This is a genomic window from Streptomyces sp. FH025 (assembly GCF_017427025.1).
Lineage (GTDB): Bacteria > Actinomycetota > Actinomycetes > Streptomycetales > Streptomycetaceae > Kitasatospora.
Genome location: NZ_JAFLNG010000011.1, coordinates 1 through 24,932, shown reverse-complemented (window position 1 = coordinate 24,932; position 24,932 = coordinate 1). Strand labels below are relative to the sequence as shown.

Genomic DNA, 24,932 nt, shown 5'->3' with positions numbered 1-24,932 from the left:
TGGTGAATACGTCGTCGGTGCCGGTGATCTCCAGGAGGCGGCGGATTCCAGCACCCGTTTGACGCCCCGTACTGCGGGCAACCCGCAGGAGCATGGCATACCTCGCAGAACCCGTACCGACCGTCCCGCAACCCCGGCCGTCCGCCCCTCGCGATCGGTCGGGCCCCTGGCTGACCACCCGGCCCCGCCGCGCCGTCGTCGGCGCGCCGATGGGCGCCGTGCTGTTCGGCCGGGACGGGACGCTCCTGCAGGACGTGTCCTGTAACGGCGACCCCGCCATGGTCCACCCGACAGTGGGCATCCGCGCCGCCCTCGCGGCGCTGCGCGCGGCCGGCTTCGCGCTCGGGGTGGTGAGCAACCAGCCGGGCGTCGCCCGCGGCCTGCTCCGGCGCGCCCAGGTGGAAACCGTCCAGGCCCGGGCCGAAGCACTGTTGGGCCCGCTCGACGTCTGGGCCGTCTGTCCGCACGGTCCATACGACGGTTGCGGATGCCGGATGCCAACCCCCACGCTGGTGACGGCGGCCTCCCGGGCGCTCGGCGTCCCCTCGGCTCGGGTCACCGTGATCTGCTCCACCGATGCCGTAGCCGACGCCGCTCTCGCCGCCGGCGCTCACCCGATCCGCATCCGCGAACGGACCGCCGAGACCGGCTACCCGCCCTGCACTCTCACGACCCACCGGACCGCCGGGGATCCGGTGCAGGCCGCCGAGCTCCTCCTACGGCCATGAACACCCGCCGTGGCCGTCGCCCCGCTCCTGGCCCCGGGACGGGGAACGTACGACGTCTAGAACGCGGCACCCCGGGACGGGCGCCCCCGTCGAATGCCCGGGCCGGTTGACGGCACCGATCCGGGGGCAGACGCTCGGTGCGTCCCGGGGTTCCGGAATGGCCACCGGGGCGGCCGTCCTTGTCCTCCATGCCGCGCGTCTGCCCGCCGAGGTCCGCACAACCGTCACACCGGAACCGGCCCGGAGGACACGCGCCGCTCCCGGCCCGGGACCACGTGTGGACGGGGCTCGAAGGGGCACACGCGGGTCGCCGAGAGCCCGCTCACGCGTCGGAGGCAGATCGCCATGCTCGTCCCCGTCCTTATCCCGCAGCTCGCACTCATCCTCGGCCGCGCGGGCTTCACCGTTCACGCCCTGTGGTGGATCGCACTCCCCGTCCTGGTGGTGTGGCTCCTGGGCTTCGTGTTCACGGCGGGCGGTGGCGTCGGCGAGCGGCAGTGGTACCGGTGGTGACCCGGCCACATCCTCCGGCCCGTCCAACCAGCCCGGCCCAGCCCCGACTCCAGGACGGAGAACGCACGATGCCCAGGAACACCGGAACCCCCGAGAACCGTCCGCACACCGCCCGGGACGCCAAGGACGCCGCGCTCGACGCGTTCCGCGCTCCCGCCCCGGACGGACCGCTCACCACCGACCAGGGCGTGCGCGTCGACGACACCGACAACTCCCTCACCGTCGGCGACCGTGGCCCCACCCTGCTGGAGGATTTCCACCTGCGCGAGAAACTCACCCGCTTCGACCACGAGCGCATCCCGGAACGCGTGGTGCACGCCCGCGGCGCGGGCGCTTACGGCTTCTTCGAACCGTACGAGTCCCTCGCCGACTTCACCTGCGCCGACTTCCTCCAGGAGGCGCACCGCCACACCCCCGTGTTCGTCCGCTTCTCGACCGTCCAGGGCCCGCGCGGCTCCGCCGACACCGTCCGCGACGTCCGCGGCTTCGCCACCAAGTTCTACACCCGGCACGGCAACTACGACCTGGTCGGGAACAACATGCCGGTGTTCTTCATCCAGGATGCGGTCAAGTTCCCGGACTTCGTTCACGCGGTGAAACCGGAGCCACCGAACGAGATCCCCACCGGCGCCTCCGCGCACGACACCTTCTGGGACTTCTGCTCCCTCCAGCCCGAGTCCACCCACATGCTGATGTGGCTGATGTCGGACCGCGCCATCCCCCGCAGCTACCGCATGATGCAGGGCTTCGGCGTGCACACCTTCCGTCTGGTCGACGCCGAGGGGCGCGGCACCTTCGTCAAGTTCCACTGGCGGCCACTGCTCGGTGTCTGCTCGCAGGTCTGGGACGAGGCCCAGCTCACGGCGGGCCGCGACCCGGACTTCCACCGCCGCGACCTGTGGGAGGCAATCGCCGGCGGCGACTTCCCCGAGTACGAGCTCGGTGTCCAACTGATCCCGGAGCGGGACGAGTTCACGTTCCCCTTCGACCTGCTGGACCCGACCAAACTGGTACCGGAGGAGCTCGTGCCGGTCCGGCCGGTCGGGCGGATGGTGCTGGACCGCAACCCGCAGAACTTCTTCGCCGAGACCGAGCAGGTCGCCTTCCACACCGCCAACGTCGTCCCCGGGATCGACTTCACCAACGACCCTCTGCTCCAGGGCCGCAACTTCTCCTACCTGGACACCCAGCTGATCCGGCTCGGCGGCCCCAACTTCGCTCAGCTTCCCGTCAACCGGCCGCTGGCCGAGGTCCGCAACAACCAGCGCGACGGCTACGGCCAGCAGGGCGTCCACCCGGGCACCAGCTACGCGCCGAACTCCCTCGGCGGCGGCTGCCCGGCCGCCCTGGGCGGCGGACGGGTGCCCGAAGGCGTCTTCGAGCACTACCAGGAGCAGATCGACGGCACGGCGATCCGCCGCCGCAGCCCCAGCTTCGCCGATCACTACAGCCAGGCCGTACTGTTCTGGCGCAGCATGGCCGACTGGGAGCAGCGGCACATCGTCGAGGCCTTCGCCTTCGAGCTGGGAAAGGTGCGGGAGCGGGAAGTGCGGCGCCGGATGGTGGGCAACCTGGTGCACGTGTCCCTCGGGCTGGCCTCGGAGGTCGCCCGGCGCGTCGGCGTCCCCGAGCCGGAGCCAGGTACCGGGGACGAGTCGGGGTCGGCGGGCGGGAAGCCGCGGGTCTCCCCCGCACTGAGCCAGGAGAACCTGCGCGCCCCCGGCATCCGCACCCGCAAGGTCGCGGTGCTGACCGCCCCAGGAGTGGACGGGAGCCAGGTACGGGCCGCGCACGACCGCCTGGGCGCATGGGGGGCCGTGGTGGAGACGCTCGCCGCGCTCGACGGCCACGTCCTGGCAGCCGACGGCGAACACCTACCGGTGGACCGCTCCCTGCCCACTACCGCCTCGGTCCTCTACGACGCGCTGGTGCTCCCGGGCGGCACCGAGGAGACGCTGCCCTCCGACCCGGACGCGGTGCGTTTCCTGACGGAGGCACTGCGGCACGGCAAGCCGATCGCGGTCCTGGGGACGGGCGCCGAACTCGCCCGGGCAGCCGGCTTCGGCGCCTCGTCCCCGCCGGCGGGCGTCACGGTCCACTCTCCCGGCGTCCCGGTCGACCCGTCGTTCTGGGAGGAGTTCGCCGGGCTGGTCGAGCACCACCGCTTCCCGGCCCGCTGAGACGCCCTACCACCAGCCGACCCCGGAGGCGGCGCAGCCCCACGACCCGAGGTTTCGCCGTCTCCGGTCCGGTAAGCCGCTTCCACGAAAGGCCAGCCGGCGCCGACCGACGAACCGAGGCTGTTATGACCGAGTTCAGCTACTTCCTGTCCTGCGAGGAGTTCACCCCCGCCCGACTGGTCGAGCAGGCCCGGCTGGCGGAGCGGGCCGGCTTCACCCGGCTGGCGATCTCCGACCACTTCCACCCGTGGAACGAGGCCCAGGAAGACTTCATGCCGATCGGCGGCCGGGTTCTGGCAGGCTCGGGCCTGCGGACCAGCGCGGCCGCCCACCGCGAGGCGGAGACGGCCTTCGGCCGACCGGTCACCAGCCTCACTCTGACCGACCCGCACCTCTACCACCAGGACATGGCACTGGCCATCTTGAGCGACGACCAGATCATGCACTACCCGGCCGCCTTCACCCCCGAAAGCAACCACACCCCGCACACGCTCTTCCCCCGGGCGGTCCTGGCCACCGACGAGGACGCCTCCGTGCTCGGCCTCAACGCGATCAGCGACGGCCGCCATGTCCTGCTGACCGACGCCGACCCTGATCTCGCGGCGGAGCCGCACGCGGACGGCCTCGTCCCCATCGGGGTGCGCCTGGCCGAGCTGCTGAAAGCCGGCGGCGGGCCGAAGTGCTGCCTACTGGAACTGCACCCCGCTCATCAGGAGCGGACGTGACCGCGCCGACCCGCACTGCCGCGGAACGGGCCGCCGACAGTGCGGCGCCGGCCCTGCCCGGCCCGCGCGGACCGATCAGCGCCACGCTCTTGGCCGCGCTGCGTGCCGCTGCGGACCCGGTCGCGACGCTCTCGCATACCGCTGTGGGGGACCCGTGGGGCGAGGACCTCCAACTGGCCCTCTACACCTGCTACGAGCTGCACTACCAGGGCTTCGCCGGGGTCGACCCCGACTGGGAGTGGCACCCCGGGCAGCTAGCCGTGCGGTCCGCGCTGGAGCACGCGTTCCTCACCGCCGTGCGGCAGGCGACCGGCGAACCGCTATCCCTGGCCCGGGCCCTGGCCGGCCTGCTGGCCGACGACACGGGCGGCACCGGACCCTCCCACCACCTGCTCGACCGCGGGGAGCGCTGGCAGGCGCGCGAGTACCTGGCGCACCGCTCGCTCTACCACCTCAAGGAGGCCGACCCGCAGATGTGGGTGGTGCCTCGCCTGCCGAACCCGGCCAAGGCGGCGCTGGTCACCGTGCAGTACGACGAGTACGGCGCTGGCCGCCCCGAACGGGCCCACGCCCAGTTGTTCGCCGAGATGATGGCCGACCTTGGTCTGGATCCCGGCTACGGGCGCTACCTCGACGCCGTCCCCGCGCCCGCGCTGGCGGTGGTCAACCTGATGTCGCTGTTCGGCCTGCACCGCTCGCTGCGCGGCGCGCTGGTAGGCCAGTTCGCGACGGTGGAGATCACCTCACCGCCCGGCGCCGCCCGGCTCGCCGCCGCACTGGAGCGCCTGGGGGCCTCCCCGGCGGGCACCCAGTTCTACCGCGAGCACGTGCTGGCCGACGCCGTCCACGAACAGCTCGTCCGCCGCACCGTGATCACGCCCCTGGTCGAGGACGACCCCTCGTTCGGCCCCGACATCGCCTTCGGCATCGCCGCCACCACCGCCGTGGAGGCACGATTCGGCGCCCACGTGCTCAGCCGCTGGCGCCACGGCCGGAGCTCTCTCCGCACACCCCTGACCGACGCGCCCAGGGCGAAGACCTGAGGGCCAAGGGTCAAGCACACGAACTGGGCGCCACACCATGCTTCTCCTCCAACCTCCTGGTGTGTACCCCGCACAGGGCGACACCTCGCTCCTCATCGGGGCGCTGCGCCGCGAACGGCCGGAGCCCGGAGCGCGGCTCCTGGACCTCGGCACCGGCAGTGGTGCGGTGGCCCTGGCTGGCGCCGAGCTCGGCGCGGCGGTGACCGCCGTGGATCTGTCGCGGCTCGCACTGGCCACTGCCTGGGTGAACGCTCGACTGCGACATCTGCACCTCACGCTTCGCCGTGGTGATCTGACGTCTCCGGTCGCCTGCCGCCGTTTCGAGTTCATCGTCTCCAACCCGCCCTATGTGCCCTCGGCCCGTAGCGATGCGCCACGGTGCGGTATCGCGCGGGCCTGGGAGGCCGGGCCGACCGGGCGGCTGCTGCTCGACCGGATCTGCCGGCAGGCGCCGCAGCTGCTGACCGCCGGTGGTGTCCTGCTGATCGTGCAGTCCTCCTTGGCGGACCCGGCGGCCACTGTCGCAGCGCTGCACCGGTTCGGGCTGCAGGCCGGCGTGGTGGCGGCCACGACGCAGCCGTTCGGGCCGGTCATGTCGCAGCGGGCGGCCTGGTTCGAGGAGCGCGGGCTGATCGCTCCCGGCGAGCGGTCGGAGATCTTGGTGGTGGTGCGCGGTGTCAGGCCGTGATGAGCGCCCGGTCACCCGGTTGCGGCTGACCGGCAGCGGCCCGGTGCTGGTCGACGGGCCGGTCGAGATCGTGCTCCCGGATGGCCGGAGCGTGCGGGCCGACCGCCCGGTGATCGCGCTGTGCACATGCCGCCGCAGTCGCCACTACCCGTTCTGCGACACCACTCACCGCACCAGGAACGAAACAGCAGACGACTGAGCGGGCAGCCTCGCAGAGCGCTGGGACCGCAGGTCGCCGGCGGAAAGACGCTGGCCGTACTGGCGATGGCAGAAGCCCGCCGCAGCGGCGAGACCGATGCCGGAAGCGGCGCCGGTAACCAGCACGACCTTGCCGTCCATCCCGTGGTGGGTCGGCCGGCCGGCCCGGCACGTGCCGCCGCACCCGCCAGCCAGGCGTGCCGTACCCGAGCGCCACGGTTCGGTCGAGCGCGGTGTCGACCGCCGACGCCAGTGACAGGGCCCGCGCTTGCCCACCGACCGGTGCCGCACACGCAAACGTACCCGAAAGAGGTACACCGCCGTCACCGCAGTCCTCCTCGGCATCCCCGTGCGCTGCTGGAGCGACGCGGCGCCGTGGATGCCGAGGTGGCCCGGCAGATGGCGGGCGGTGTATGGCGGCTGATGAGCAGCACCTACGCCCTGGCCACCACCGGGGTGGCCAGGGCGCAGCCGCAGGACAGCCGACCGGGGGCACCGTGTTCACCGCTCTTGCGGACGCTGACGACAGGCTCCTTTCCAACAATGTCCGGCGCCTCAGGACTGCGCGGCGATCGAGCCAGGGGCGCTGCGCCCGGGCGTGTACCCGCGTTCCGCGACCCGACGCACGCTGTAGCGCATTCGGCCAGCTCGAACTGCTGGTGCTCCCTCGGCCTCAACCGGGCTTGCCGCGCGGGCGGCGGTTTGCCCGGTCTGGGAGCGGGCAGCCGCACTGGCGTGTGTCGACGCTGGCGGCCTGGACCGGTTCAAGGACTACATCGAGCACGGCGGATCGACCAGCGGCGCCCGGCACGGCCGGATCAGCCCGAACTGATCCCGGCGACGCGGATTCCCGGGGATCGAGGAGCGATCATGGTGAAGGTTCTGCTCGTACTGCTCTGCCTGGTCCTGCCGTGGCTGGCGGTGCTCATCAAGGACGGCCCGAGCATGAAAGTGTTGTGGGCCTTCCTGCTCCAGCTCTGCGGCCACGTACCCGGTGTCATCTACGGCATCTACCAGGTCGTCCAGGACTGACCACGCCCGCTTCGGGCCTTCCGGGCACCGGGGCCGATCGACCGCCATCCGATCAGGTGGCAGACCGCTTCGGTGCCGGGGCCAGGCCCGGTGCGCGGGGACCCCTTCCGGCTGGGCGGGACACACCCGCCCGCGAAATACGTGGAGGCGACAATGGGGCACGGCGGAAACGCGATCGACGAACTGATGACCGACCACCGCGAGGTGGAGGAGCTGTTCGCCCGGATCCAGGCCATGACCGGCGGCGGCCAGCAGCTGCGCGACGCGGTCGACGAGGTCACCATCGAGCTGGTGCGCCACTCGGTGGCCGAGGAGCAGTACCTCTACCCGGCGGTGCGCGAGCACCTCCAGGGCGGCGACCGGCTCGCGGACAAGGAGATCGCTGACCACGGCCGGGGCGAGGAGATCCTCAAGAAGCTGGAGCAGGTGCGCACGGACGACCCGCGGATGAGCCCGCTGCTCCAGCAGCTCATGGACGAGGTCGCCGCCCACGTTCAGGACGAGGAGAACAACCTGTTCCCGATGCTGCGCCGGGCCTGTACCGCGGAGCAACTGAACGAGCTCGGGGACAAGATCCGCCGGGCGAAGTCCATAGCACCGACCCGCCCGCACCCCGCCGCTCCCGACTCCCCGATGGCCAGCAAGCTGCTCGCTCCGGGGGTCGGTCTGGTCGACCGGGCCCGCGACTTCGTCACCGGCCGCGGAAAGTCCTGACCCCACCGCACCCCTGGGGCAGGTCGTTTCGAGACTGGGGCCGGTCCGTACTGCTCGGCCCCGGCGGAGCCGACCGCCTTGACTGGCTCACCGGCAACGCCCCCCACCCCGATGACACCGCCTGGCGCAGCTAGGTGGACGAGACTGTCGCCAGCTGGGCCGCGTGCCTGCTCGCCGATCCTGTCCTGGCCGCGCGCGCCCAGCGGGCGCTCGCCGCGACCGAGCGCTACAGCGCCACCGGCGACCTGCGACGCCTGACCGACCCGGGCCACCCGCGACACCCAGTCCGCCGCCCTGCTGCGCCACCCCGATCTCCTCGAACCCGTCGCCGCCCCGCACCGCAGCCGGCTCCTGGAGCACTTGAGGGTGAACGGCGCCGACGCGGCGTGACCCGCGCGGCGGCCCGTGCTGTCCGCCAGCCGGGTGAGCGGGTCTTCCGGGCCTGCGGTGCGCCCCACTGCGCTATCCCTGGGCGGGCAGACTCGGCGGTGCGGCGGGTGCCGCCGAGCCACGCCAGTGGCACGCGTCCGCCAGCGAGGAGGACGACGTGGTGACGAGCGCCGATCAGGACGCCCAGCGGAACCCGGCCCAACAGTACCCGCGCCCTCCGCTGCCCGAACAGAGCCAGCCGCACCCCGGCAGCGGGGAGCACATGGAGCCCCGGCCGGACCACGGCGAGACCTCCTACAGCGGCTCGGGCCGCCTGACTGGCAAGTTCGCGCTGATCACCGGCGGCGACTCCGGAATCGGGCGGGCCGTCGCCCTCGCGTTCGCCCGCGAGGGCGCCGACATCGCGTTCTGCCACCTTCCCGAGGAACGCGCCGATGCCGACACCACCGCCGCCCTGATCGCCCAGGCCGGACGGCGCGCCCTGCCCGTCGCCGGCGACCTGCGGGACGAGAACTTCTGCAAGCACCTGCCCGAGCGGTGCGTCACCGAGCTCGGCGGCCTGGACATCCTCGTCAACAACGCCGCCTACCAGATGTCCCAGCCCGACGGGCTCACCGCAATCACCACAGGCCAGTTCGACCGGGTCATGCGCACCAACCTCTACGGCATGTTCTGGCTCACCAAGGCGGCGCTCCACCATCTGCGCCCCGGCGCGGCCGTGATCAACAGCGCTTCCGTGCAGGCGTACAAGCCGAGTCCCCACCTGCTGGACTACGCGATGACGAAGGCGGCGATCGTCGCGTTCACCCAGGGCCTGGCCCAGCAGCTCGCACCCGAGGGGATCCGGGTCAACGCGGTGGCGCCGGGGCCGGTGTGGACTCCGCTGATCCCCGCGACCATGGACCAGGAGAAAGTCGCGCACTTCGGCGAGCAGTCCCCGCTCGGCCGCCCCGCCCAGCCCGCCGAGATGGCCCCCGCCTACGTGTTCCTCGCCTCGCCCGAGGCGTCGTACATCACCGGCGAGATCCTCAACGCCACCGGCGGCACCCCGCTGCCCTAGCGCGCAGGTACTCCCGCAAAGTATCGCGGGGGCCACGAAGCGGCGCTTTTCGTGCCGCCGCCAAACGGCTTCCCTGGAGGGAGTCGTAAGGGGTAGGTCTTGCTGCCTCAACAGCCTTCTGGGCAGGCGGGGCTACATCCCGGTCGCGGCGGCCATCGACCAGGGCGGGGTTCCCCCGTCCTTGACCGCCCACCCGATCACGGAGCCGTCATCGCGGGGGCCAGTCCCTGCCGCACGTCTCGCCGTTCCGGCCCGTGGTGGCCTGGCGCGCTGCTGTCCGCCGCAGCACGACCTGTGGCAGAACGAGCCAGCTCGTGGTGAACCACAGCAGGACGATGGAGCTGATGATCCACGCAGCGGCCGGGCTGCCCGTAGCGGTGCGCAGCAGGAGCAGCAGGGCGGCGGCGATGGTCAGAGCCAGAGTGATGAGTCCGGTGGCGATGAGGTGGCCGGCGACGTGGACGAGTTCGAGTTTCATGTCGTGGCCGGCGAGGAGGCGGTGGAAGGCCACGGGTGCGACGAGCGCGCCGGTGGCGACGGCGCCGAGGATCATGGTGGCGGTGTAGAGGTTCTTGTCGAAGTCGGGCAGGGCGGCGAAGCGGGGGGTGAAGGCGACGCCGATGAGGAAGCCGAAGAGGATCTGTGCGCCGGTCTGGCACACCCGCACTTCCTGGAGCATGTCCGTCCACAAGCGGTCGGCCCGTTCCTGCGGGGTCTCGTCCCGGCCCGCTGCGCCGTCGTTCGTCGTCAACGGATTCCCCCTGGGCGACGGGCTGCCTGGGCGCGTGCGCAGCGCAGGAGTTCCTCGCCGTAGGGCAGCGCGATGGAGGCGCCGACCGCGGCGGCGAAGCCGGTCAGGTAGCCAGCGGGCAGTGGGCGGGCCTTGGCGTGCAGGCACCAGCTGCGGCGGGAGTCGCCGCCGCGCAGGAGGGAGCGGACCTGGATGAGGGACTCGCGCAGCCCGCTGGTGTCCTCGATCCTGGTGCGCCGGTGCATGGCCCATCCGCGACCGCCGGGGCGAACCACAGGGGCAGAACCCCCGTAGACGAGGAAGCGCCTGCTGGCGTCCTCCACACCATCGGGCCCAAAGGCCGGAAGGTCGGGCCGGGAGCGCCGGCCCCTCCACCGGAGTGGTTTGCTCGGGCTGGGCACGACGTCAGCACCTCTGCAGGGTCGGTGGCGTTCAGGGACGGTCGTCGTGGTGGCCGCACAGCCACGCCAGGGCCTGGTAGGCGCCGAGGGCGCCCGCGCCGTCCGCACCTGCCTCCAGGGCGTCGCGCACGCGGACCGCAGCGGCTTGGCACTCGGCCAGCAGCTGCGCCCGACACGGCCCGGCGGCACCGAGGGCGGTGGCGGTGACCGGTGCTGCGACCTGGGCGCCGACGGCCCACCGGTAGGCCTCCAGGACGCCATGGTCGAACCCGGTCCACGGTTGCGGTCGTCGGTTGGCGGTCGCGATCGCGTCGAAGACCTCGTCCAGTGGGCGCACTCCCACGGCCGGGACGGTCGTCTCGTCACTGGTCATGCCCGCAACCTACGTCCACCTGAGGCAGCCCGCCGCCGGGCGGGCCAGCCAGACGGCGGCTCTGCGGGCCACCGCCTTGTCGCACGTCGGCGATCGAGTGAACCGAGCCCGGCGAAAGCCGTGGCTCCAGGTCCGCCGACGCTTCTTCCGCAGCTGGCCGGTGGCGGAGCAGCACCGCCCGCCGGGTCGGGCCAGGATCACAACGCTGCTCGCAGAGCCGGCAGCAGAGTGGTCTCGGCCCAGTCGAGGAAGGGCGGCTGGCTGTCGCCTCCGACCTGGACGAGGGCGACCTCGCCGAACCCGGCGTCGGCGAACGGCCGGACCGCGTCGACGAAGTCCTCGACCCGGTCACCGCAGGGGATGGCTTCCGCGACGTCGCCGGGGCGCACGAAGCGGCTCGCGGCGGCGAAGCCCGCGGTTCCTGGCAGGTCGGCGTTGACCTTCCAGCCTCCGCCGAACCAGCGGAACTGCTCGTGGGCCCGTCGCACGGCGGCGTCCCGGTCGGTGTCCCAGCAAACCGGCAGCTGGCCCACCGCCGGTTTCCCAGCCCCGCCATGCTCGGCGAACATCGTGACCAGGGCCGGGTCGGGCTCCACGGCGATCACCAGGTCGGCCAGCCGGCCCGCCAGTTCGCAGGAGTCCGGCCCCGAGACGGCGATTCCGATCGGTGGTGGCCGGTCGGGAAGATCCCACAACCGGGCACCCTCGACATCGAAGAACCGGCCGTGACGAGTCACGTACCCGCCCTCGAACAGCACTCGGATGATCCGCACGGCCTCGTCGAGCATCGCTTGGCGCACCGCCACCGTGGGCCAGCCGCGCCCGACCACGTGCTCGTTGAGGTTCTCACCGCTGCCCAGACCGAGCCGGAACCGGCCCTCGGACAGTAACTGCACCGTGACGGCCTTCTGCGCGACCACCACGGGGTGGTAGCGGAAGGTCGGACAGGTGACGTAGGTCATCAGTGGGATGCGGGAGGTGGCCTGCGCGGCAGCGCCGAGCACCGCCCAGGCGTAGGGGGCGTGGCCCTGCTCGTCCAGCCAGGGGAAGGAGTGGTCCGAGATCACCGCGAAGTCGAAGCCGACCCGCTCCGCGCGCACCACGTCCGCGACCAGATCGCGCGGGCCACGCTGCTCGGTCATCATCGTGTATCCGATTCTCACCATGGCCCGCGTGTGCCCAGATCACAGCACCTGACGCACGCGGACACCTCAAGTCGAGCCGGGCACGCATTTCGCGCTGATGGCAACGTGCTTCGAATGCGGGGGAGTTGTGCAGATATCGGGCTTACTGGCTAGTAAGTGGACGCCGGGATAGGCGCTGCTGGCACGCACCGGCCTGTCCGGGTCGGTGCGTGTCGGGGAGGTGATCGGATTTACAGAAGTCCGCTGCCCCCTGCCCGTCACGTTTTCCGAAAGTCCGCTGCCCGACGTCCCGGTCGATGCCGAGCTCCGCTTCGACGCCACGCTTCCCTATGCGGCCTGCCCCGTGTTCCCGTCGGTCCTTTCGGCTACGCGAGTTCTCGGGGAGTTGCCAGTTGCCGCCGCGGTCCTCCTTCGACGCCGACGGCCGTTCCTATCGCCGCCGGTCATGCCGCACCGCCACCGGCCGGCTGGTGACTGGCCCGGCCAGCCGCAGTGAGGCCGGCGCCGCCGGATCGCGTGGGCCACGCGATGACCGCGCTGGCCCAGGCACTTCGCCGATGCCTGTGGTCGTGGGTGGAGTTCAACTCGCCTCGCTTCGGATGGAGTGGGAACTGACACCCCAACAGGATCAGGGCCCCCTGTGGCCGGCCCGGGGCGGGCGGACCGTCAGCCGTGCGACCAGTACGGGTCGTCCGCGGTCGGGGGCGCCACCATCAGCTGCTGCGAGTAGAAGTCCGGGCCGCGGCCCGGCCGGGCGGGGTTCTCTCCGTACACCTCGGTGCCCGCGTACTGGACGCCGTCCAGGGAGGCCTCCAGACTCACGCCCGGGGTGTCCATCTCCAGGGTGATGAGGACGCCGTCGGGTGAGGTGGCGGAGATATGGCGCTCGTCGGTGAGGAAGGTGCCGGTGTTGGCGCCGGCGGAGTTCTGGAACGGGCCCACGTTGTAGCCGTGCGCCCTCCAGTACTGGGCGAGTTGGTCGGCGAGGGCCTGGTATTTGGACCGGTCGATCCGGGCCTGGAGCGACCACGTGCGGTAGACGGTGGAGGTCGGTCGCGGCTCGCCGTCCCAGTGGGCCTCGGCGCGGACGACGTAGTACCAGCCGTCGGAGTGCGCAACCTGCGGAGTGATGGCGCCGACGGCGCCCTCGAGGGCGCTCTGGATGCTGTCCCGGGCCTGCCCGGCGTCCGTCCCGGGCTTGTCGTGCCGGGCGATCGGGCCGCGGCCGTGCTCGAAGCGCCACGCCTCGGTCGCGACCGTGCGGACCAGGTGAAGAAGGAGCATGCCCAGGAGGAGCAGGAGCACGCCCAGGACGCCCAGGACGCCCGGGACGACCAGCTTCCGGCGGCCCTTGGTGTGGTTGCCGGTCTCCATCAGCATCGTCCCCGTGTCAGTGCCGATCTTCCCGCCGGCCGTGATCACGAGGCTACGAGGGAGCAGCCCGGCAGGCCTGAGCACGGATACTCAGATCCGGCCTCATGCGAAGGCGGCCGGATCACCGAGTACATCGGCGAGCACCTGGGCTGATCGCGGACGCCGCGGGCCGGGGCGAGTTCGTGCCGCCCCGGCCCGCCGCACCTGCCGGTCAGGAACGGGCCGGTGCCGGTTGTGCGATCGGCCAGCGCGGGCCGTCCGGGCTGCCCTGCCACGCCCACTGGGAGTCAGGGGTGACGGTGACGCCGTAGTCGTACCGGTCCGGGCGGCCGAGTTCCTCCCACCGGGACCAGGCGCTCATCACCTCGTCACCGATGCGGCGCGGCCCGCCCTGGAAGAGCAGCACCGAGCCGTCACCACGCGCGGTGAACGCGGCCCACGACCGATCACCGTCGTGGATCCAGGCGTTGACGCCGTCGTCGTCCCGGCCGGTGAGCAGCGTCGTGTCCGGTACGGCCACGCGCAGTGCGAACCGCAGGTCCCAGTCGCTCTCCAGCGGGCTCAGGTCGCGCTTGAGCACCCGCTCCGTGTCCGGATCGGCCGTGCCGCGCACCGCGGTGTACGCGGCGTGGCCGGTGGGTGTCGGGGCGGGGCCGGTGCGGTCGGCCATGAACTGAGCGAGGCCCTGCACCCAGCCGGTCGCGCTCTTGCCGTCGTCGGCGACCGTGAGGGCGACGTGACCCAGCAGGCCCCAGGGGTAGACGATCCGACCGCCCGGCCGCACCGCGTCCACCCACGCCCACGGGAGGGCCTCCACCGCGTAGGTGGCGTGGATCCGGTCGACCGGGCTGCCGCCGGGCACCCCGCCACCGGTCGCGTTGCCGGTCACCACCTCGACCGTGAGGCCGGCGACCGCAAGACGCCGACGGGCGAGGGCGGCCAGGTCCTCGTCCACCTCGCTGGAGACCACCAGGCCGGGGCCGGCCCGCCACGCGGCCAGCGCTGCGGTCCAGCCCTGGCCGGTGCCGATGTCCCACACCCGGTGGCCGGGTTCCAGGCGCAGGCTGTCCAGCATGTCGGCCACCACGGACGGCGCGGACAGCGACGAGGAGGGAAGGCCGCCCTCCAGCTGGGTGACGGCCGCGTCGTGGATGCCGCCGGCGAACAGTTCGTCCGCCCAGCCCTGTTGATCCGCCGCCCGGTCGAGCGGCACGTAGGCCCGGCCGTCCCACCGCCACAACCGCTCCGGCGCGAACAGGTCCCGCGGCAGGGCCGCGACGGCCTCACGCACCCACGGCGAACCGGCCGGCCACGCTCCTTCCCGCTCCATCGCCGCGTCCAGGCGCGTCCGGCGCCCCGCCAGGTCCTCGCCGCCCGTCATCGCGGTCTACTTCCGTCGCGTGCCGGTGCCCGGCGGCGGAGGCGGGACCTGCCCGTCCTTGTTGCCGGGCGGCGGGGTTCCCGTCCCGGGGTCAGGGGCCGGCTTCTCGTGCTTGCCCATGCGGTGTTTCCCTTCGGTCGCAGACAGGGACGCAATCGACCGCCCATCATTGCCCGCCCCGGCACCGGACGGCAGAGGGCGTGTGGGGCGTGCGGGAGGCGCGCAGCAGGTGCTGGAGCTTCAGCGTGACCCCCGGCTGAGGCTGGATCGGGCGAGGAAGACCGGGTGACGGAGCGTGCCCCACCAGCCGAGGTCCGCCCCTGCCGTCGGCGGGGCAGATGCATTTTTTCTGCTGCGTAGGAAGTCGGTTGGGCCGACTCCCTACGCAGCGCTGATTGACGCGGCTCGTGTCCGAACTCGGGGCCGGCCAGAGCTGCGGCGCCGGGGCGCCGCAGCCTGCCCCGCCCGTCACCGCCCAGCCCCCGCAACGACCGGTGCAAGAGGCCATCTGGACAGGGAAAACGCAACTTCGACATGGCCCGCAGAAGCGGCTACCTTCACCTGGTCTCCGGCGATCGCCCACGGTCGCACAGGAGTTGCTTCCGGCTGAGCCACCCGCGACGGGATGAGTCGGTCACGCCCCACGAACCCTCGCCCCCCGTGTGCAAGCCACCGAACCGGATCCACACCGGGCACCCCCGACCAAGGAGAGAGACGCATGCCCCGTCTTGCGCTGTATACCTTCGGCGTCCTGAAGTCACCTCTCGCCGATCCCGCACCTCTCACGCGCGAACTCCACGACAGCGGCCAGGCCGTCTACCGAACGATCAGCCGGCACCCCGGATACCTCGGTCATGCCGAAGCGGCGGACGGCGCCCGGGGCGCGCACTTCGACTTGGAGTGGGGTGCCTGGGGAGAGTTCGCGGTACCGGCCTGGTACGACAAGGGCCGTACGGCGGACACCACCGCCCTGGCCGCGACCCTCTCACTCTGGACCGACCCGCACTCCGCCTTCGACGCCATCTACAGCGGTCCGCACCGTGAGGCGCTGAACAGGCGTTACGACTGGTTCGAGAGGACAGCACACCCGCTCTACGTGTTCTGGTGGGTCTCCGACGGCGTGATACCCACCTGGCAGGACGGGGTCTCCAGGCTGGAACACCTCCACGACCACGACCCCGCGCCGCACGCCTTCACCTTCCACCACTCGTTCGCCCCGGACGGAACTCCGACCAGGATCAAAGGCACCGGGCCGAAGAGCGACCAGGTCCGCTGACAGGGCCACGCCGAGCGGGACCGCACCCTGCACGCGGTGAACCTGTGCCGGGAGGCGCTGCCCGACGCCGACGCCCCCTACTGGTCGCACTGACACCACAGGCCCGCCCAGCCTGGAACTCGCGCTGCCGGTCGTTCATCGTCAGGACCACGACGTCCACCGTGGGCTTGGTGATCACGCTGCTCCTCGTCAGGGCGACGCCGGCGGCAGCCGGGCGGACCGGCCCGCCGCCGTGGCGGCCAAGCCCTCGAATCGATCAATTCCTCAACGGGCGTGGGCTGTTCGGGCTCCGGCAGGTCGCCGGTTCACGCCGGGCCACCCCATCGCCGCCGCTTCCGTGCCTACCCCTGATCGAACCGGCGTCGGGTCTCGTCGTCGGCCGGCAGGAACGTCTCCAGGTGGAGCCCTTCCAGGGCGGCGTCCGTGGCGGTGCTGAGGGTGGCGGCGGTGCTGAAGAACCGGAGCGGGGTGCCGTCCACATCGACTTCGAGGGTGATCACCGGTCCCGTGAAGGGGGCGGCGGCTTCGGACGTGTCGAGGTATCCGGCGATCTCTGCGGCGAGCTCGTAGTGGCGCTGGTCATGGGTGCGCTCGGCACGGTGGCTCACCTGCTGCAGCAGATGGCTGCCCCACTCCCGGAGATTGACGATCCGGCCGGCCAGCCCGTCCGGATGCAGACAGACCCGGATCACGTTGACCGGCGGCTCCAGCAGTTCCGGCGCGCAGCCGACCAACAGCTGCTCCACGGCGGCATTGGCGTCGACGATGTCCCAGTGATCGTCCAACAACAGTGCGGGGTAGGGCAGATGGGCGTCGAGGAGTCGGCGTAGACCATCCATCACCACCGCGATCGACGCGTCGTCCAACTGGTGGTCCTGATAGCGCGGTGCGTAGCCGGCGGCGAGCAGGAGCCGGTTGCGGTCGCGCAGCGGCACGTCCAGGTTGTCGGAGAGGCGCATGAGCATCTCCGCCGTCGGGTGCGCCCTGCCGGTTTCCACCCGGCTGAGGTGCCGGGTGGAGACCCGTGACCGGTTGGACAGTTCCTGCTGGCTGAACCGGCGCCGTTCACGCCAGGTCCGCAGCAGTGCCCCGACGGGTGGGGCTTCGACCGGAGGGGCTTCGACCGCAACGCTCATGTCCGCGAGTCTAGGGGGGCCGTGTCCGGGGTGCCATGACCTGTGAGGTCATGGACCGGACGACCGGCCCGGGCCAGGATTTCGGACATCAGCCGATCAAGAACGACCAAGGAGCAACCCGTGAGTGATCTGACCGACCTGGCCGGTCGTTACATCGCCATCTGGAACGAGGCGGACGACGGCAAGCGCGCTGCGGCGATCTCCGAACTGTTCACTGCGGACGCCACGTACACCGACCCGCTGGCCGAGGTGGCGGGGCACGAGGGCATCGGCGCCGTCATCGCCGGCGCCCGTGACATGTTCAAGGGCCTGGACTTCAAGGTGCTCGGCGAGGCCGACTCCCATCACGACATCACGCGCTTCCGGTGGGAGCTGGTGCCCTCCGGCGGCGGCGAGAACGTCGTCATCGGCTTCGACGTCCTGGTGACCGACGCGGCCGGGAAGGTCAAGAGCGTCTACGGCTTCCTCGACAAGGTGCCCGCGGGCGCCTGAGCGCACCAGGAGGACCGTGTACCGGGCGGATCGCGGCGGCGCGTCCGCCCGGTACACGGCCTGCGCACCTCACACCCCACCTCCTCAAGGAGCACCGCGATGAGTACGGAACCCGGGACGAAGGACGCGGCCGAGGAGGCGGACGCTCCCGCGGTCGCCACGACCGATACGGGATGGAACACCCTGGCCATCGTGATGGCGGGCACCTTCCTCACCATCCTCGACTACTTCGTCACCAACGTCGCCATCCCCTCGATCCGGACGGACCTGCACGCCTCCTCGGCCCAGTCGCAGCTGGTCGTCGTCGGCTACGGCGTGGCCTTCACCGCCGGGATGATCACCGGTGGCCGCCTGGGTGACCTCTACGGCAGGCGCCGGATGTTCGCGCTGGGCCTCGCCGGGTTCACGCTCGCCTCCGGGCTGTGCGCCCTGGCGCAGAACGCCGAGACGCTGGCCGCCTTCCGCGTGGTGCAGGGCGCGTCCGCCGCCGCCATGGTGCCGCAGGTCCTCGGCATCCTCGCCGTCGTCTACACCGGGGCCGCCCGGGCCCGTGCCTTCGTCGTCTACGGCCAGGTCATCGGCTTCGCCGGAGTCTTCGGCCAGGTGATCGGCGGTGCCCTGATCTCCGTGGACGTCGCGGGCCTGACCTGGCGGACCATCTTCCTGATCAACCTGCCGATCGGCATCGTGGCGCTGATCCTGACCCCGCGCCTGATCCCCGAGTCCCGCAACGCCGAGGGCGGCGGACTCGACCTGGTCGGCGCGGTCCTCGCGACGGCGACCATGGTGGCGATCGTGCTGCCCCTGGTGGAAGGGCAGGAACGCGACTGGCCGCTGTGGACCTGGCTGCTGCTCGCGGCCTCGGTGCCGCTGGCCGCCGCCTTCGTCGCGCACCAGCGCTCCCGGCAAGGCCGCAGCCCCCTGCTCGACCTGACGCTGTTCCGCAGCCGTACGTTCTCGGTCGGACTCGTCGGCATGCTGGCGTACTTCCTCGCCATGGGTTCGTTCTTCTTCGTGCTCGCGCTCTACCTGCAGGAGGGCAGGGGTCTGTCGCCGGCCGAGGCCGGGCTGGTCTTCCTCACGCTCGGCGCCGGGTACTTCGGCGCGTCGTTGCCGTCCGTGAAGCTGGCGACGCGTCTGGGCCACCGGCTGTACTCCGCGGGGCCGCTGACCGTGGCCGCCGGCTACGTCCTGACCGCGCTGAGCGTCGCGAAGATCGGCACCGACCGGTCCGTCCTGTGGATCGTCGTTCCGCTGCTCGTCGCCGGGATCGGGATGGGCATGACCACCGGTCCGCTGACCGGCGGTGTCCTCGCGGGTGCTGCCCCGGAGCACGCCGCGGCGGCCTCCGGCGTGGCCAACACCGTGCAGGAAGGCGCGGTCGCGATCGGCGTGGCCGTCGTCGGCACCGTCTTCTACCCGGCCCTCGGCGGCTCGCCCGCGCCGGGTGACTATCCACACGCCCTCGGCATGGGCCTGATTCCCCTGGTGGCCTTCTGCCTCGCCTCCAGCTTGATCATCCGGTTCATGCGGCCGCGCGCCGGGCGGTGAGGGCGCGACCGGTCAGCCGGGCCCGCAGGGCCCTGGAGGACCGCCCCCGGGCCCGCCATGGGCGGTGTGTGCGCGTGTGCGCACACACCGCCCATGGCGCTGACGGCCCCTACCCCGCCTGGAGGGCGAGTGTCGGTGAGAGGCGGGCGGCGCGGACCGCCGGGTACAGTCCGGCCACCGAGCCGATGAGCAGCGTGGCGGCGAAGCCGCCGCCGACCGCCCACGGGGGGATCACCCAGGGCATGCCGCCCGAGGCGGCGAACACGTAGGTGGCCGCCGAGCCCAGCACCACGCCGGTCAGGCCTCCGAGCCCGGAGAGCAGCAGCGACTCGGTCACGAACTGGATGCGGATCTGGCCGCGGGTGGCGCCCAGGGAGCGGCGCAGACCGATCTCGTGGCGTCGCTCCAGAACCGAGATGATCATGGTGTTGGCGACCCCGACGCCACCGACCAGCAGTGCCACGCCGCCCAGCCCGAGCAGGAGGCTGTCGAACGCGCCCTCGGTGGCGACCTTGGCCTGGAGGGCCGCGGACGGGTTGGAGACCTTGACGTTCTGCGGGTTCTGCGGGTCGGCGGTGCGCGCCAGCAGCTTGCGGACCTCTTCGACGGAGGCGTCGGTGGAGCGTTCGTAGATCTGGGTGGGGTGACCGTCGAAGCCCAGGAGTGTGGTCGCGGCCTCCCAGCCCACGAGCGCGGCCCGTTCGATCTCGGGTGCCAACGGCATCGGGTCCAGGATGCCGATGGTCGTGAAGTACTGGTTGCCGATGAGGACTTGCTGACCGGGTGCGGTGATGCCCAGGCGTTCGGCCGCGACGCTCCCGAGCACCACCGAGGGGTACCGTCCGTTCGCGTCGTTGAGCCACGTGCCGACACTGATCGTGCCGCGCAGGGCCTTCAGCAGATCCTCGCCGGCGGCCTTCACGGCGAGGCCACCGGTGTCACTCCTGGGGATCTTCTCGCTGCGCCTGACCGTGGGTTCCAGGTCGCCGGTGGCACCGACGTGTTCGACGCCGGGGACGCGGCCGATCATGCCGGGTGCCTCCTTGGGCAGCTTGGCCGTCTGCCCGCTGAACATGTCCTCGCCGGGGGCGACCTTCAGCAGGTTGGTTCCCAGCTTGTCGAGCTGCTGGAGCAGTTGGGCCTTGCTGGAGGCGGAGATGCCGACCACTGCGATCATGGTGGCGATGCCGATGGCGATGCCCAGTGCGGACAGCACGATGCGGGTCGGCCGGGAGCGCAGGCCCGCCGAGCCGACGTGCAGGACGTCACGGGGTCCGAGACGGGCAGGGGTCAGCCGATCGCTTGGCACGGTTCCTCGCTCTCCGTCGGCTCCGGCGGTGCGGTGTGGGTGTCCTCCACGACCTGGCCGTCGCGGACGCGTACCTGGCGCGGCAGGGCGTCGGCGATCTCGTTGTCGTGGGTGATCACCGCGATGGTGGCGCCGTCGGCGTTGAGGTCGTGCAGCAGCTGCATGACGGCTTCGCCGGAGGCGGAGTCCAGGGCTCCGGTGGGCTCGTCCGCCAGCAGCAGGTCCGGTTCGCCCACCACCGCCCTCGCGATGGCCACCCGCTGTCGCTGTCCGCCGGACAGTTCGTGCGGGCGGTGGTGCATCCGGTCCCCGAGCCCGACCCGCTCCAGTGCCGTGGCCGCACGCTTGCGGCGCTCGGCCCGCGTGAGGCCCGAGTAGAGCAGGCCTTCGGCGACGTTGTCCTGCGCGCTGACCCCTGCCACGAGGTGGAAGGACTGGAAGACGAAGCCGATGTGCCGGGCCCGCAGCGCGGACAGCCGGCGGTCGGAGAGGGCCGCGACGTCGTGGCCCGCGATGGTGACGGTGCCGGCGGTGGGGCGGTCCAGGGTGCCGACGATGTGCAGGAGGGTGGATTTGCCCGACCCGGACGGACCGACGATGGCGAGCAGTTCCCGGCGCTCGATGCGCAGGTCCACCCCGCGCAGCGCCGCGACCCCGCCCGGGTATTCCTTGGTGACCTGGTCCAGTTCGACGACGGTGTTGGCGACGGTGGTCATGTCTTGGGCACTCCGACCTTCATGCCGTCCTTGAGGTCGGATCCGCTGACCTCGACCCTTCCCTGTCCGAACAAGCCGAGCTTGACGGGAACCTCGCGGGCCCCGCCGTCTTCCACGACCTGGACGCCGAAGCCGCCTGCGGGCAGGGCGAGCAGCGCGTTGACCGGGACGGTCAGCACGTTCTCGTGCGTCTCGCCCTTGAGCTCGACGGTGACCGGGGCCTGGTCGATGCCCTTGACCTGCGACGGATCGTCGAAGGTCACCCGTGCGGTGATCTTGGCGGACTGCTGCCCGCCGCCCCGGTCCTTGTCGTCGTCCGAACCGGCGCTGTGGTCGACCGAGGAGACCTTCCCCTTGGCCCGGTCGCCACCCGGGAGGGTGATCTCCACAGGGGTGCCGGGCTCGGCGAGATCGGCGTCGGAGACGTCGATCTTGATCCGCACCTCGCGCTCGGCACCGGTGACGGTCAGCGCCGGGCGGTCGGGGCCGGTCCGGTCGCCGACGGCCGCCTCCTTCTTCTTGACCCGCACCGAGCTCGGCGCGAAGGCGATCTGGTCCGGGCCCGTCTCACCGGTCTGCTTCAGGCCGTGGGACTTCTGCCAGCGCTTGAGTGCCTCCGCCGTACCGGAGGTGAACTCGTCGTTCACCGTCAGGCCCGCCCCGTAGCCGAGGTCGCGGAGGTTCTGCTTCAGCTGCCGGACGTCCGGCCCCTTGTCCCCCGCCTTCAGCGTCCGGTACACGGGCCGCTCGCCGTACAACAGCCAGACCTTGCCGCCGTCGACCTCGTAGAGCGCCTCGTTCCGCTTGATCACCGCGCCGGTGTCCGGGAGCCAGGTGAGGGTGCCCTGCGTTCCGCCGTTGAGTTTGCGCTCCTCGGAGTAGCCGAGGGTGCCGTCCACCCGGGTGTGGTTGCTCAGGTCCTGGCGCTTGACCGTGTCGGTCTTGTGCGGCAGGCCGTCCGTGCGCTGCTGTCGGCCCTTGGCGTCGTCACCGCTGGCCGACACGGCCGCCACCCCGCTCACCAGCGCTCCCGTCACGACCAGCGAGGCGATCACGTACCGCCGCCCCGGGCGGCGTCCGCGGTCACTGCCCATGCTGATCACTGCACGCCTTCTGGGCCTTCTCCATCGTCTCCCTGCTCACATCGGCGCCGCCGCCCACCGTCGAGGTCAGCCTGCCGTCCCGCAGCTGCGGGTCCGGAACGTCGACACCGTGTTCACGCATGCACTGCGCCATCTTGACGGCCTGATCGAGGGCTTTCTCCTGCTCGTCCTGAGACATTTCCCTGCCGGCACCGGGAAGGTCCTTGCAGGCCTCCTGCGCTTTCTTGAATTTCTTCTCGTCGTCCACCTTGACGCCCGCGGCCTGACCCTCCTTCGGCTCCTCGACATCCACACCGTTGTCACGCAGGCACTGACGGTACTTGTAGCCGTCCTCCTCCTTCGCTCCCCCACCGGACGCGCCCGAGGCCTGTGCCGTGCCGCCCCTGCCGGAATCCGCACCACTCCCGGTGCAGCCGACAGCGAACAGCGCCATTCCCGCGATGAACGCGGCCGCCATGCCGTACCTGGCGTTCCACATGGAAATTCCTCCGTATCCAAGACCAATGGCCGACGACACGAAGGCTGGCACAGGCCCGTATTTCGTTTCTCTCAACAAGGACGTTTACACCGGCGAAATGCCGCCCTCAGGTATAAATGGATGTCATGCGTGTACTGATCGTGGAGGACGAGGAATTCCTGGCGGACATGATCGCCGAGGGACTACGGCGCGACGCCCTCGCCGTCGACGTCGCGTACGACGGCTGGGAGGCCCTGGACCGGCTTCGCCTGGGCGACTACGACGTGCTCGTCCTCGACCGCGACCTGCCCGGCCCGCACGGCGACGAGGTGTGCCGACACGTCGTCGAAGAGCGTCTGTTGACCCGGGTGCTGATGCTCACCGCCGCCGGTTCCGTCAGCGAGCGCGTCGAAGGTCTCGGCCTGGGCGCGGACGACTACCTCTCGAAGCCCTTCGCCTACGAGGAACTGCTCGCCCGCGTCCTGGCCCTGGGCCGCCGCGCCCGACCCGCTCTGCCGCCCGTGATCGAACGGGCTGGCATCACCGTGGACACGCCCCGCCGGCAGGCTTTCCGGGACGGCCGCTACCTCGCGCTCTCCCGTAAGGAATTCGGGGTGCTGGAGGTGCTGATGCGTGCCGAGGGCGCCGTCGTCAGCGGCGACGACCTGATCGAACAGGTCTGGGAGGAGAATACCGGCTACCGGACCAACGCCGTCCGGGTCACCCTCAGCAAGCTCCGTGCCAAGCTCGGCGATCCGACGGTCATCGACACCGTGCCCGGCCACGGCTACCGCATCGGCGGCCCCGCGTGAACCGGGCCTCGGCACCCCGCATACCGCGCATCCGGCTCCCCGGCGGGGAACGCGGCCGTCTCACCGCGCTCTACGGCGGGCTGCTGGTGCTGGCCGGGGCCATTCTCACCGGGCTGATCAACTTCCTCGTGGGCCGGGGCCTGTACATGACGATCGTCACGGCCGTGGCACCCGCGGAACTGGAGCCCGGCCATCTCCCCGACACTTCCGCCACTTTCACCGGATCCGCCCTGGCAACCCGCGTGCCCCGCGACCAGTCGGCCTCCGACTCCCTCATAACGTTCACCAAGGCCGCCGAACAGGCCGCCCAGAGCGAGCTGTTGACGGTCTCCCTGATCACTCTGGCCGTCTTCTCCGTCCTCTCCGTCGTGCTGGCCTGGTGGATGGCCGGGCGGGTGCTCCGCCCGGTCGGGGTGATCACCCGTACCGCCCGGCGGCTGTCCGGGGAGAACCTCCACGAACGCATCGCCCTCGACGCCCCCGAGGGCGAGCTCAAGCAGCTCGCCGACACCTTCGACGACATGCTGGACCGCATAGAACACCTCGTCGGCGCCCAGAAGCGCTTCGCCGCCAATGCCGCGCACGAACTGCGCACGTCACTCGCGGTGCAACGGGCGGCGGCGGAGATCGGACTGGACACCCGCGACCCGGAGGCCGTCGCCCGCATCCGCCGCAAGCTCATCGAGGTGGCCGACAGCAGCGAACGCCTCATCGAAGGCCTGCTGCTGCTCTCCGTCTCCGACCGGGGGCTGGATCACCGCGAACCGGTCGCCCTGGACGAGCTCGCCCGTGCCGCGACCGCCGAGTACGCCGTGTCGCAGCAGGCCCGCGACCACGGCATCACCGTCCGGGTCCGGACCACACCCGTGACGGCGCATGGCGACCCTGTGCTGCTGACCCACCTCGTGCACAACCTCGTCGGCAACGCCGTCCGCTACAACCACGACGACGGCCACGTCGTGGTCACCGCGCACGGCCGGACCCTGGAGGTCACCAATAGCGGCCCCCACGTGCCGCCGGAGACCGTCCCCTACCTCTTCGAACCCTTCCGCCGTCTGGAAGAACGCCGGCACACCCGGGGCGAGGGAGCAGGCCTGGGCCTGTCCATCGTCGCCTCGATCGCCCGCGCCCACCACGCCCACATCCATGCCGAGGCGAACCCCGGCGGCGGGCTGACCGTCCGCGTCACCTTCCCCACCCCCGAAGCGCGGTCATGAACGCTACGGACGAGAGCGTGTCCGAAAGATCCTGTCGCCGTACATGTCGCGCTGCGACGTCCGGCGCTCAAGGGTGACGACGCCCCGGGCCGTCAGGCGGCGGCGCGGCGGATGACGAGCATGTCCTGGGTGTGGCCGATGGTGTAGGTGCCGTCGGGTTCGGTGAA

The 24,932-nt window shown here is 71.4% G+C and carries 27 protein-coding genes and 1 pseudogene; 16 read left to right on the top strand and 12 right to left on the bottom strand.

Going from position 1 to position 24,932, the window contains the following annotated elements; all coding sequences use genetic code 11:
• Positions 1 to 92 precede the first annotated feature (92 nt).
• The 7 genes from J0670_RS01620 to J0670_RS01590 all read left to right on the top strand — a co-directional run bounded on the left by J0670_RS01620 (position 93) and on the right by J0670_RS01590 (position 6,076).
• Positions 93 to 728, top strand: a complete 636-nt coding sequence (locus J0670_RS01620) for an HAD-IIIA family hydrolase (protein ID WP_207808835.1) — start codon at positions 93 to 95, stop codon at positions 726 to 728.
• 345 nt (positions 729 to 1,073) lie between these two features.
• Positions 1,074 to 1,241 (top strand): hydrophobic protein, encoded by a 168-nt coding sequence (locus tag J0670_RS01615; protein ID WP_207808834.1) that lies wholly within the window; start codon positions 1,074 to 1,076, stop codon positions 1,239 to 1,241.
• A 68-nt stretch (positions 1,242 to 1,309) separates the two neighbouring features.
• On the top strand, positions 1,310 to 3,421 hold the full coding sequence (locus J0670_RS01610; protein ID WP_207808832.1) for a catalase: 2,112 nt from the start codon (positions 1,310 to 1,312) through the stop codon (positions 3,419 to 3,421).
• Between the two features lie 125 nt (positions 3,422 to 3,546).
• Positions 3,547 to 4,146 (top strand): dimethylarginine dimethylaminohydrolase family protein, encoded by a 600-nt coding sequence (locus tag J0670_RS01605; RefSeq protein WP_207808831.1) that lies wholly within the window; start codon positions 3,547 to 3,549, stop codon positions 4,144 to 4,146.
• Complete coding sequence (locus tag J0670_RS01600; RefSeq protein ID WP_207808828.1) at positions 4,143 to 5,189, top strand: iron-containing redox enzyme family protein; 1,047 nt, start codon at positions 4,143 to 4,145, stop codon at positions 5,187 to 5,189. The genes J0670_RS01605 and J0670_RS01600 overlap by 4 nt, the downstream gene beginning before the upstream one ends.
• A gap of 61 nt (positions 5,190 to 5,250) precedes the next feature.
• Positions 5,251 to 5,877 carry a HemK2/MTQ2 family protein methyltransferase gene (locus J0670_RS01595; protein WP_307806339.1) on the top strand — a complete coding sequence of 209 codons (627 nt, stop codon included), beginning with the start codon at positions 5,251 to 5,253 and terminating at the stop codon, positions 5,875 to 5,877.
• A complete protein-coding gene (locus tag J0670_RS01590; RefSeq protein ID WP_207808825.1) occupies positions 5,864 to 6,076 on the top strand; it encodes a CDGSH iron-sulfur domain-containing protein in 213 nt (70 codons plus the stop codon). Before J0670_RS01595 ends, J0670_RS01590 begins: the two co-directional genes overlap by 14 nt.
• Here the strand turns inward: J0670_RS01590 and J0670_RS01585 are convergent.
• Positions 6,043 to 6,216 (bottom strand): hypothetical protein, encoded by a 174-nt coding sequence (locus J0670_RS01585; protein ID WP_207808848.1) that lies wholly within the window; start codon positions 6,214 to 6,216, stop codon positions 6,043 to 6,045. The genes J0670_RS01590 and J0670_RS01585 overlap by 34 nt on opposite strands.
• Here J0670_RS01585 and J0670_RS40445 point away from each other — a divergent pair.
• The 4 genes and pseudogenes from J0670_RS40445 to J0670_RS01570 form a co-directional block, all read left to right on the top strand.
• A pseudogene (locus J0670_RS40445) lies at positions 6,142 to 6,489 on the top strand (hypothetical protein); the annotation flags it as partial. The gene J0670_RS01585 and the pseudogene J0670_RS40445 sit on opposite strands and share 75 nt — an antisense overlap.
• Positions 6,490 to 6,945: 456 nt before the next feature.
• Positions 6,946 to 7,107, top strand: coding sequence for a YqaE/Pmp3 family membrane protein (locus tag J0670_RS38835; RefSeq protein WP_243436374.1), 162 nt, complete (start codon positions 6,946 to 6,948; stop codon positions 7,105 to 7,107).
• 153 nt (positions 7,108 to 7,260) lie between these two features.
• Entirely contained in the window at positions 7,261 to 7,821 is a 561-nt protein-coding gene (locus J0670_RS01575; protein ID WP_207808823.1) for a hemerythrin domain-containing protein, read from the top strand.
• 550 nt (positions 7,822 to 8,371) lie between these two features.
• Positions 8,372 to 9,271, top strand: coding sequence for an SDR family oxidoreductase (locus J0670_RS01570; protein ID WP_307806338.1), 900 nt, complete (start codon positions 8,372 to 8,374; stop codon positions 9,269 to 9,271).
• A gap of 208 nt (positions 9,272 to 9,479) precedes the next feature.
• Here the strand turns inward: J0670_RS01570 and J0670_RS01565 are convergent, their stop codons facing one another.
• The 6 genes from J0670_RS01565 to J0670_RS01540 form a co-directional block, all read right to left on the bottom strand.
• Positions 9,480 to 10,022: a DUF6328 family protein gene (locus J0670_RS01565; protein WP_207808822.1), complete on the bottom strand. Its 543-nt coding sequence runs from the start codon at positions 10,020 to 10,022 to the stop codon at positions 9,480 to 9,482.
• Positions 10,019 to 10,267, bottom strand: coding sequence for a hypothetical protein (locus J0670_RS01560; protein WP_243436367.1), 249 nt, complete (start codon positions 10,265 to 10,267; stop codon positions 10,019 to 10,021). The genes J0670_RS01565 and J0670_RS01560 overlap by 4 nt, the downstream gene beginning before the upstream one ends.
• A 187-nt stretch (positions 10,268 to 10,454) precedes the next feature.
• A complete protein-coding gene (locus J0670_RS01555) occupies positions 10,455 to 10,796 on the bottom strand; it encodes a hypothetical protein (protein ID WP_207808820.1) in 342 nt (113 codons plus the stop codon).
• Between the two features lie 197 nt (positions 10,797 to 10,993).
• The gene (locus J0670_RS01550) at positions 10,994 to 11,962 is read right to left on the bottom strand and encodes an LLM class F420-dependent oxidoreductase (protein ID WP_207808819.1); all 969 of its coding nucleotides are present in this window, start codon (positions 11,960 to 11,962) and stop codon (positions 10,994 to 10,996) included.
• Positions 11,963 to 12,607: 645 nt separating this feature from the next.
• Positions 12,608 to 13,315, bottom strand: coding sequence for a hypothetical protein (locus J0670_RS01545; RefSeq protein WP_207808818.1), 708 nt, complete (start codon positions 13,313 to 13,315; stop codon positions 12,608 to 12,610).
• A 211-nt stretch (positions 13,316 to 13,526) separates the two neighbouring features.
• On the bottom strand, positions 13,527 to 14,696 hold the full coding sequence (locus tag J0670_RS01540; RefSeq protein ID WP_243436366.1) for a protein-L-isoaspartate O-methyltransferase: 1,170 nt from the start codon (positions 14,694 to 14,696) through the stop codon (positions 13,527 to 13,529).
• A 718-nt stretch (positions 14,697 to 15,414) separates the two neighbouring features.
• Between J0670_RS01540 and J0670_RS01535 the strand changes: the two genes are divergently transcribed.
• Positions 15,415 to 15,972: a DUF3291 domain-containing protein gene (locus J0670_RS01535; protein ID WP_207808816.1), complete on the top strand. Its 558-nt coding sequence runs from the start codon at positions 15,415 to 15,417 to the stop codon at positions 15,970 to 15,972.
• A 341-nt stretch (positions 15,973 to 16,313) separates the two neighbouring features.
• On the opposite strand, the gene J0670_RS01530 is transcribed toward J0670_RS01535, so the two are convergent.
• Entirely contained in the window at positions 16,314 to 17,108 is a 795-nt protein-coding gene (locus J0670_RS01530) for a helix-turn-helix domain-containing protein (protein ID WP_207808814.1), read from the bottom strand.
• 120 nt (positions 17,109 to 17,228) lie between these two features.
• Between J0670_RS01530 and J0670_RS01525 the strand changes: the two genes are divergently transcribed.
• Together J0670_RS01525 and J0670_RS01520 are read left to right on the top strand one after the other, a co-directional pair.
• Positions 17,229 to 17,600, top strand: coding sequence for a nuclear transport factor 2 family protein (locus J0670_RS01525; RefSeq protein ID WP_207808813.1), 372 nt, complete (start codon positions 17,229 to 17,231; stop codon positions 17,598 to 17,600).
• A gap of 99 nt (positions 17,601 to 17,699) precedes the next feature.
• Positions 17,700 to 19,151, top strand: a complete 1,452-nt coding sequence (locus tag J0670_RS01520; RefSeq protein ID WP_207808811.1) for an MFS transporter — start codon at positions 17,700 to 17,702, stop codon at positions 19,149 to 19,151.
• A gap of 109 nt (positions 19,152 to 19,260) precedes the next feature.
• Here J0670_RS01520 and J0670_RS01515 read toward each other — a convergent pair whose 3' ends face one another.
• From J0670_RS01515 to J0670_RS01500, 4 genes are read right to left on the bottom strand one after another with little or no spacing between them, the layout of a single operon-like run.
• On the bottom strand, positions 19,261 to 20,460 hold the full coding sequence (locus tag J0670_RS01515) for an ABC transporter permease (RefSeq protein WP_207808810.1): 1,200 nt from the start codon (positions 20,458 to 20,460) through the stop codon (positions 19,261 to 19,263).
• Entirely contained in the window at positions 20,442 to 21,176 is a 735-nt protein-coding gene (locus J0670_RS01510; protein WP_207808808.1) for an ABC transporter ATP-binding protein, read from the bottom strand. Before J0670_RS01510 ends, J0670_RS01515 begins: the two co-directional genes overlap by 19 nt.
• The gene (locus J0670_RS01505; RefSeq protein ID WP_243436365.1) at positions 21,173 to 22,270 is read right to left on the bottom strand and encodes a peptidoglycan-binding protein; all 1,098 of its coding nucleotides are present in this window, start codon (positions 22,268 to 22,270) and stop codon (positions 21,173 to 21,175) included. The genes J0670_RS01510 and J0670_RS01505 overlap by 4 nt, the downstream gene beginning before the upstream one ends.
• The gene (locus J0670_RS01500) at positions 22,260 to 22,757 is read right to left on the bottom strand and encodes a hypothetical protein (protein ID WP_207808806.1); all 498 of its coding nucleotides are present in this window, start codon (positions 22,755 to 22,757) and stop codon (positions 22,260 to 22,262) included. Before J0670_RS01500 ends, J0670_RS01505 begins: the two co-directional genes overlap by 11 nt.
• Positions 22,758 to 22,882: 125 nt before the next feature.
• On the opposite strand from J0670_RS01500, the gene J0670_RS01495 reads away from it, so the two are divergent.
• Both J0670_RS01495 and J0670_RS01490 read left to right on the top strand, forming a co-directional pair.
• Positions 22,883 to 23,548 (top strand): response regulator transcription factor, encoded by a 666-nt coding sequence (locus tag J0670_RS01495; RefSeq protein ID WP_207808805.1) that lies wholly within the window; start codon positions 22,883 to 22,885, stop codon positions 23,546 to 23,548.
• On the top strand, positions 23,545 to 24,765 hold the full coding sequence (locus tag J0670_RS01490; protein WP_307806337.1) for a HAMP domain-containing sensor histidine kinase: 1,221 nt from the start codon (positions 23,545 to 23,547) through the stop codon (positions 24,763 to 24,765). Before J0670_RS01495 ends, J0670_RS01490 begins: the two co-directional genes overlap by 4 nt.
• Positions 24,766 to 24,932: the final 167 nt, after the last annotated feature.

Coding starts and splice junctions, on each gene's coding strand:
- J0670_RS01620 (WP_207808835.1), top strand. CDS start 93: ATGGCATACCTCGCAGAACCCGTACCGACCGTCCCGCAACCCCGGCCG.
- J0670_RS01615 (WP_207808834.1), top strand. CDS start 1,074: ATGCTCGTCCCCGTCCTTATCCCGCAGCTCGCACTCATCCTCGGCCGC.
- J0670_RS01610 (WP_207808832.1), top strand. CDS start 1,310: ATGCCCAGGAACACCGGAACCCCCGAGAACCGTCCGCACACCGCCCGG.
- J0670_RS01605 (WP_207808831.1), top strand. CDS start 3,547: ATGACCGAGTTCAGCTACTTCCTGTCCTGCGAGGAGTTCACCCCCGCC.
- J0670_RS01585 (WP_207808848.1), bottom strand. CDS start 6,216: ATGGACGGCAAGGTCGTGCTGGTTACCGGCGCCGCTTCCGGCATCGGT.
- J0670_RS38835 (WP_243436374.1), top strand. CDS start 6,946: ATGGTGAAGGTTCTGCTCGTACTGCTCTGCCTGGTCCTGCCGTGGCTG.
- J0670_RS01575 (WP_207808823.1), top strand. CDS start 7,261: ATGGGGCACGGCGGAAACGCGATCGACGAACTGATGACCGACCACCGC.
- J0670_RS01560 (WP_243436367.1), bottom strand. CDS start 10,267: ATGCACCGGCGCACCAGGATCGAGGACACCAGCGGGCTGCGCGAGTCC.
- J0670_RS01555 (WP_207808820.1), bottom strand. CDS start 10,796: ATGACCAGTGACGAGACGACCGTCCCGGCCGTGGGAGTGCGCCCACTG.
- J0670_RS01550 (WP_207808819.1), bottom strand. CDS start 11,962: ATGGTGAGAATCGGATACACGATGATGACCGAGCAGCGTGGCCCGCGC.
- J0670_RS01545 (WP_207808818.1), bottom strand. CDS start 13,315: ATGGAGACCGGCAACCACACCAAGGGCCGCCGGAAGCTGGTCGTCCCG.
- J0670_RS01540 (WP_243436366.1), bottom strand. CDS start 14,696: ATGACGGGCGGCGAGGACCTGGCGGGGCGCCGGACGCGCCTGGACGCG.
- J0670_RS01535 (WP_207808816.1), top strand. CDS start 15,415: ATGCCCCGTCTTGCGCTGTATACCTTCGGCGTCCTGAAGTCACCTCTC.
- J0670_RS01530 (WP_207808814.1), bottom strand. CDS start 17,108: ATGAGCGTTGCGGTCGAAGCCCCTCCGGTCGAAGCCCCACCCGTCGGG.
- J0670_RS01520 (WP_207808811.1), top strand. CDS start 17,700: ATGAGTACGGAACCCGGGACGAAGGACGCGGCCGAGGAGGCGGACGCT.
- J0670_RS01510 (WP_207808808.1), bottom strand. CDS start 21,176: ATGACCACCGTCGCCAACACCGTCGTCGAACTGGACCAGGTCACCAAG.
- J0670_RS01505 (WP_243436365.1), bottom strand. CDS start 22,270: ATGGGCAGTGACCGCGGACGCCGCCCGGGGCGGCGGTACGTGATCGCC.
- J0670_RS01500 (WP_207808806.1), bottom strand. CDS start 22,757: ATGTGGAACGCCAGGTACGGCATGGCGGCCGCGTTCATCGCGGGAATG.
- J0670_RS01495 (WP_207808805.1), top strand. CDS start 22,883: ATGCGTGTACTGATCGTGGAGGACGAGGAATTCCTGGCGGACATGATC.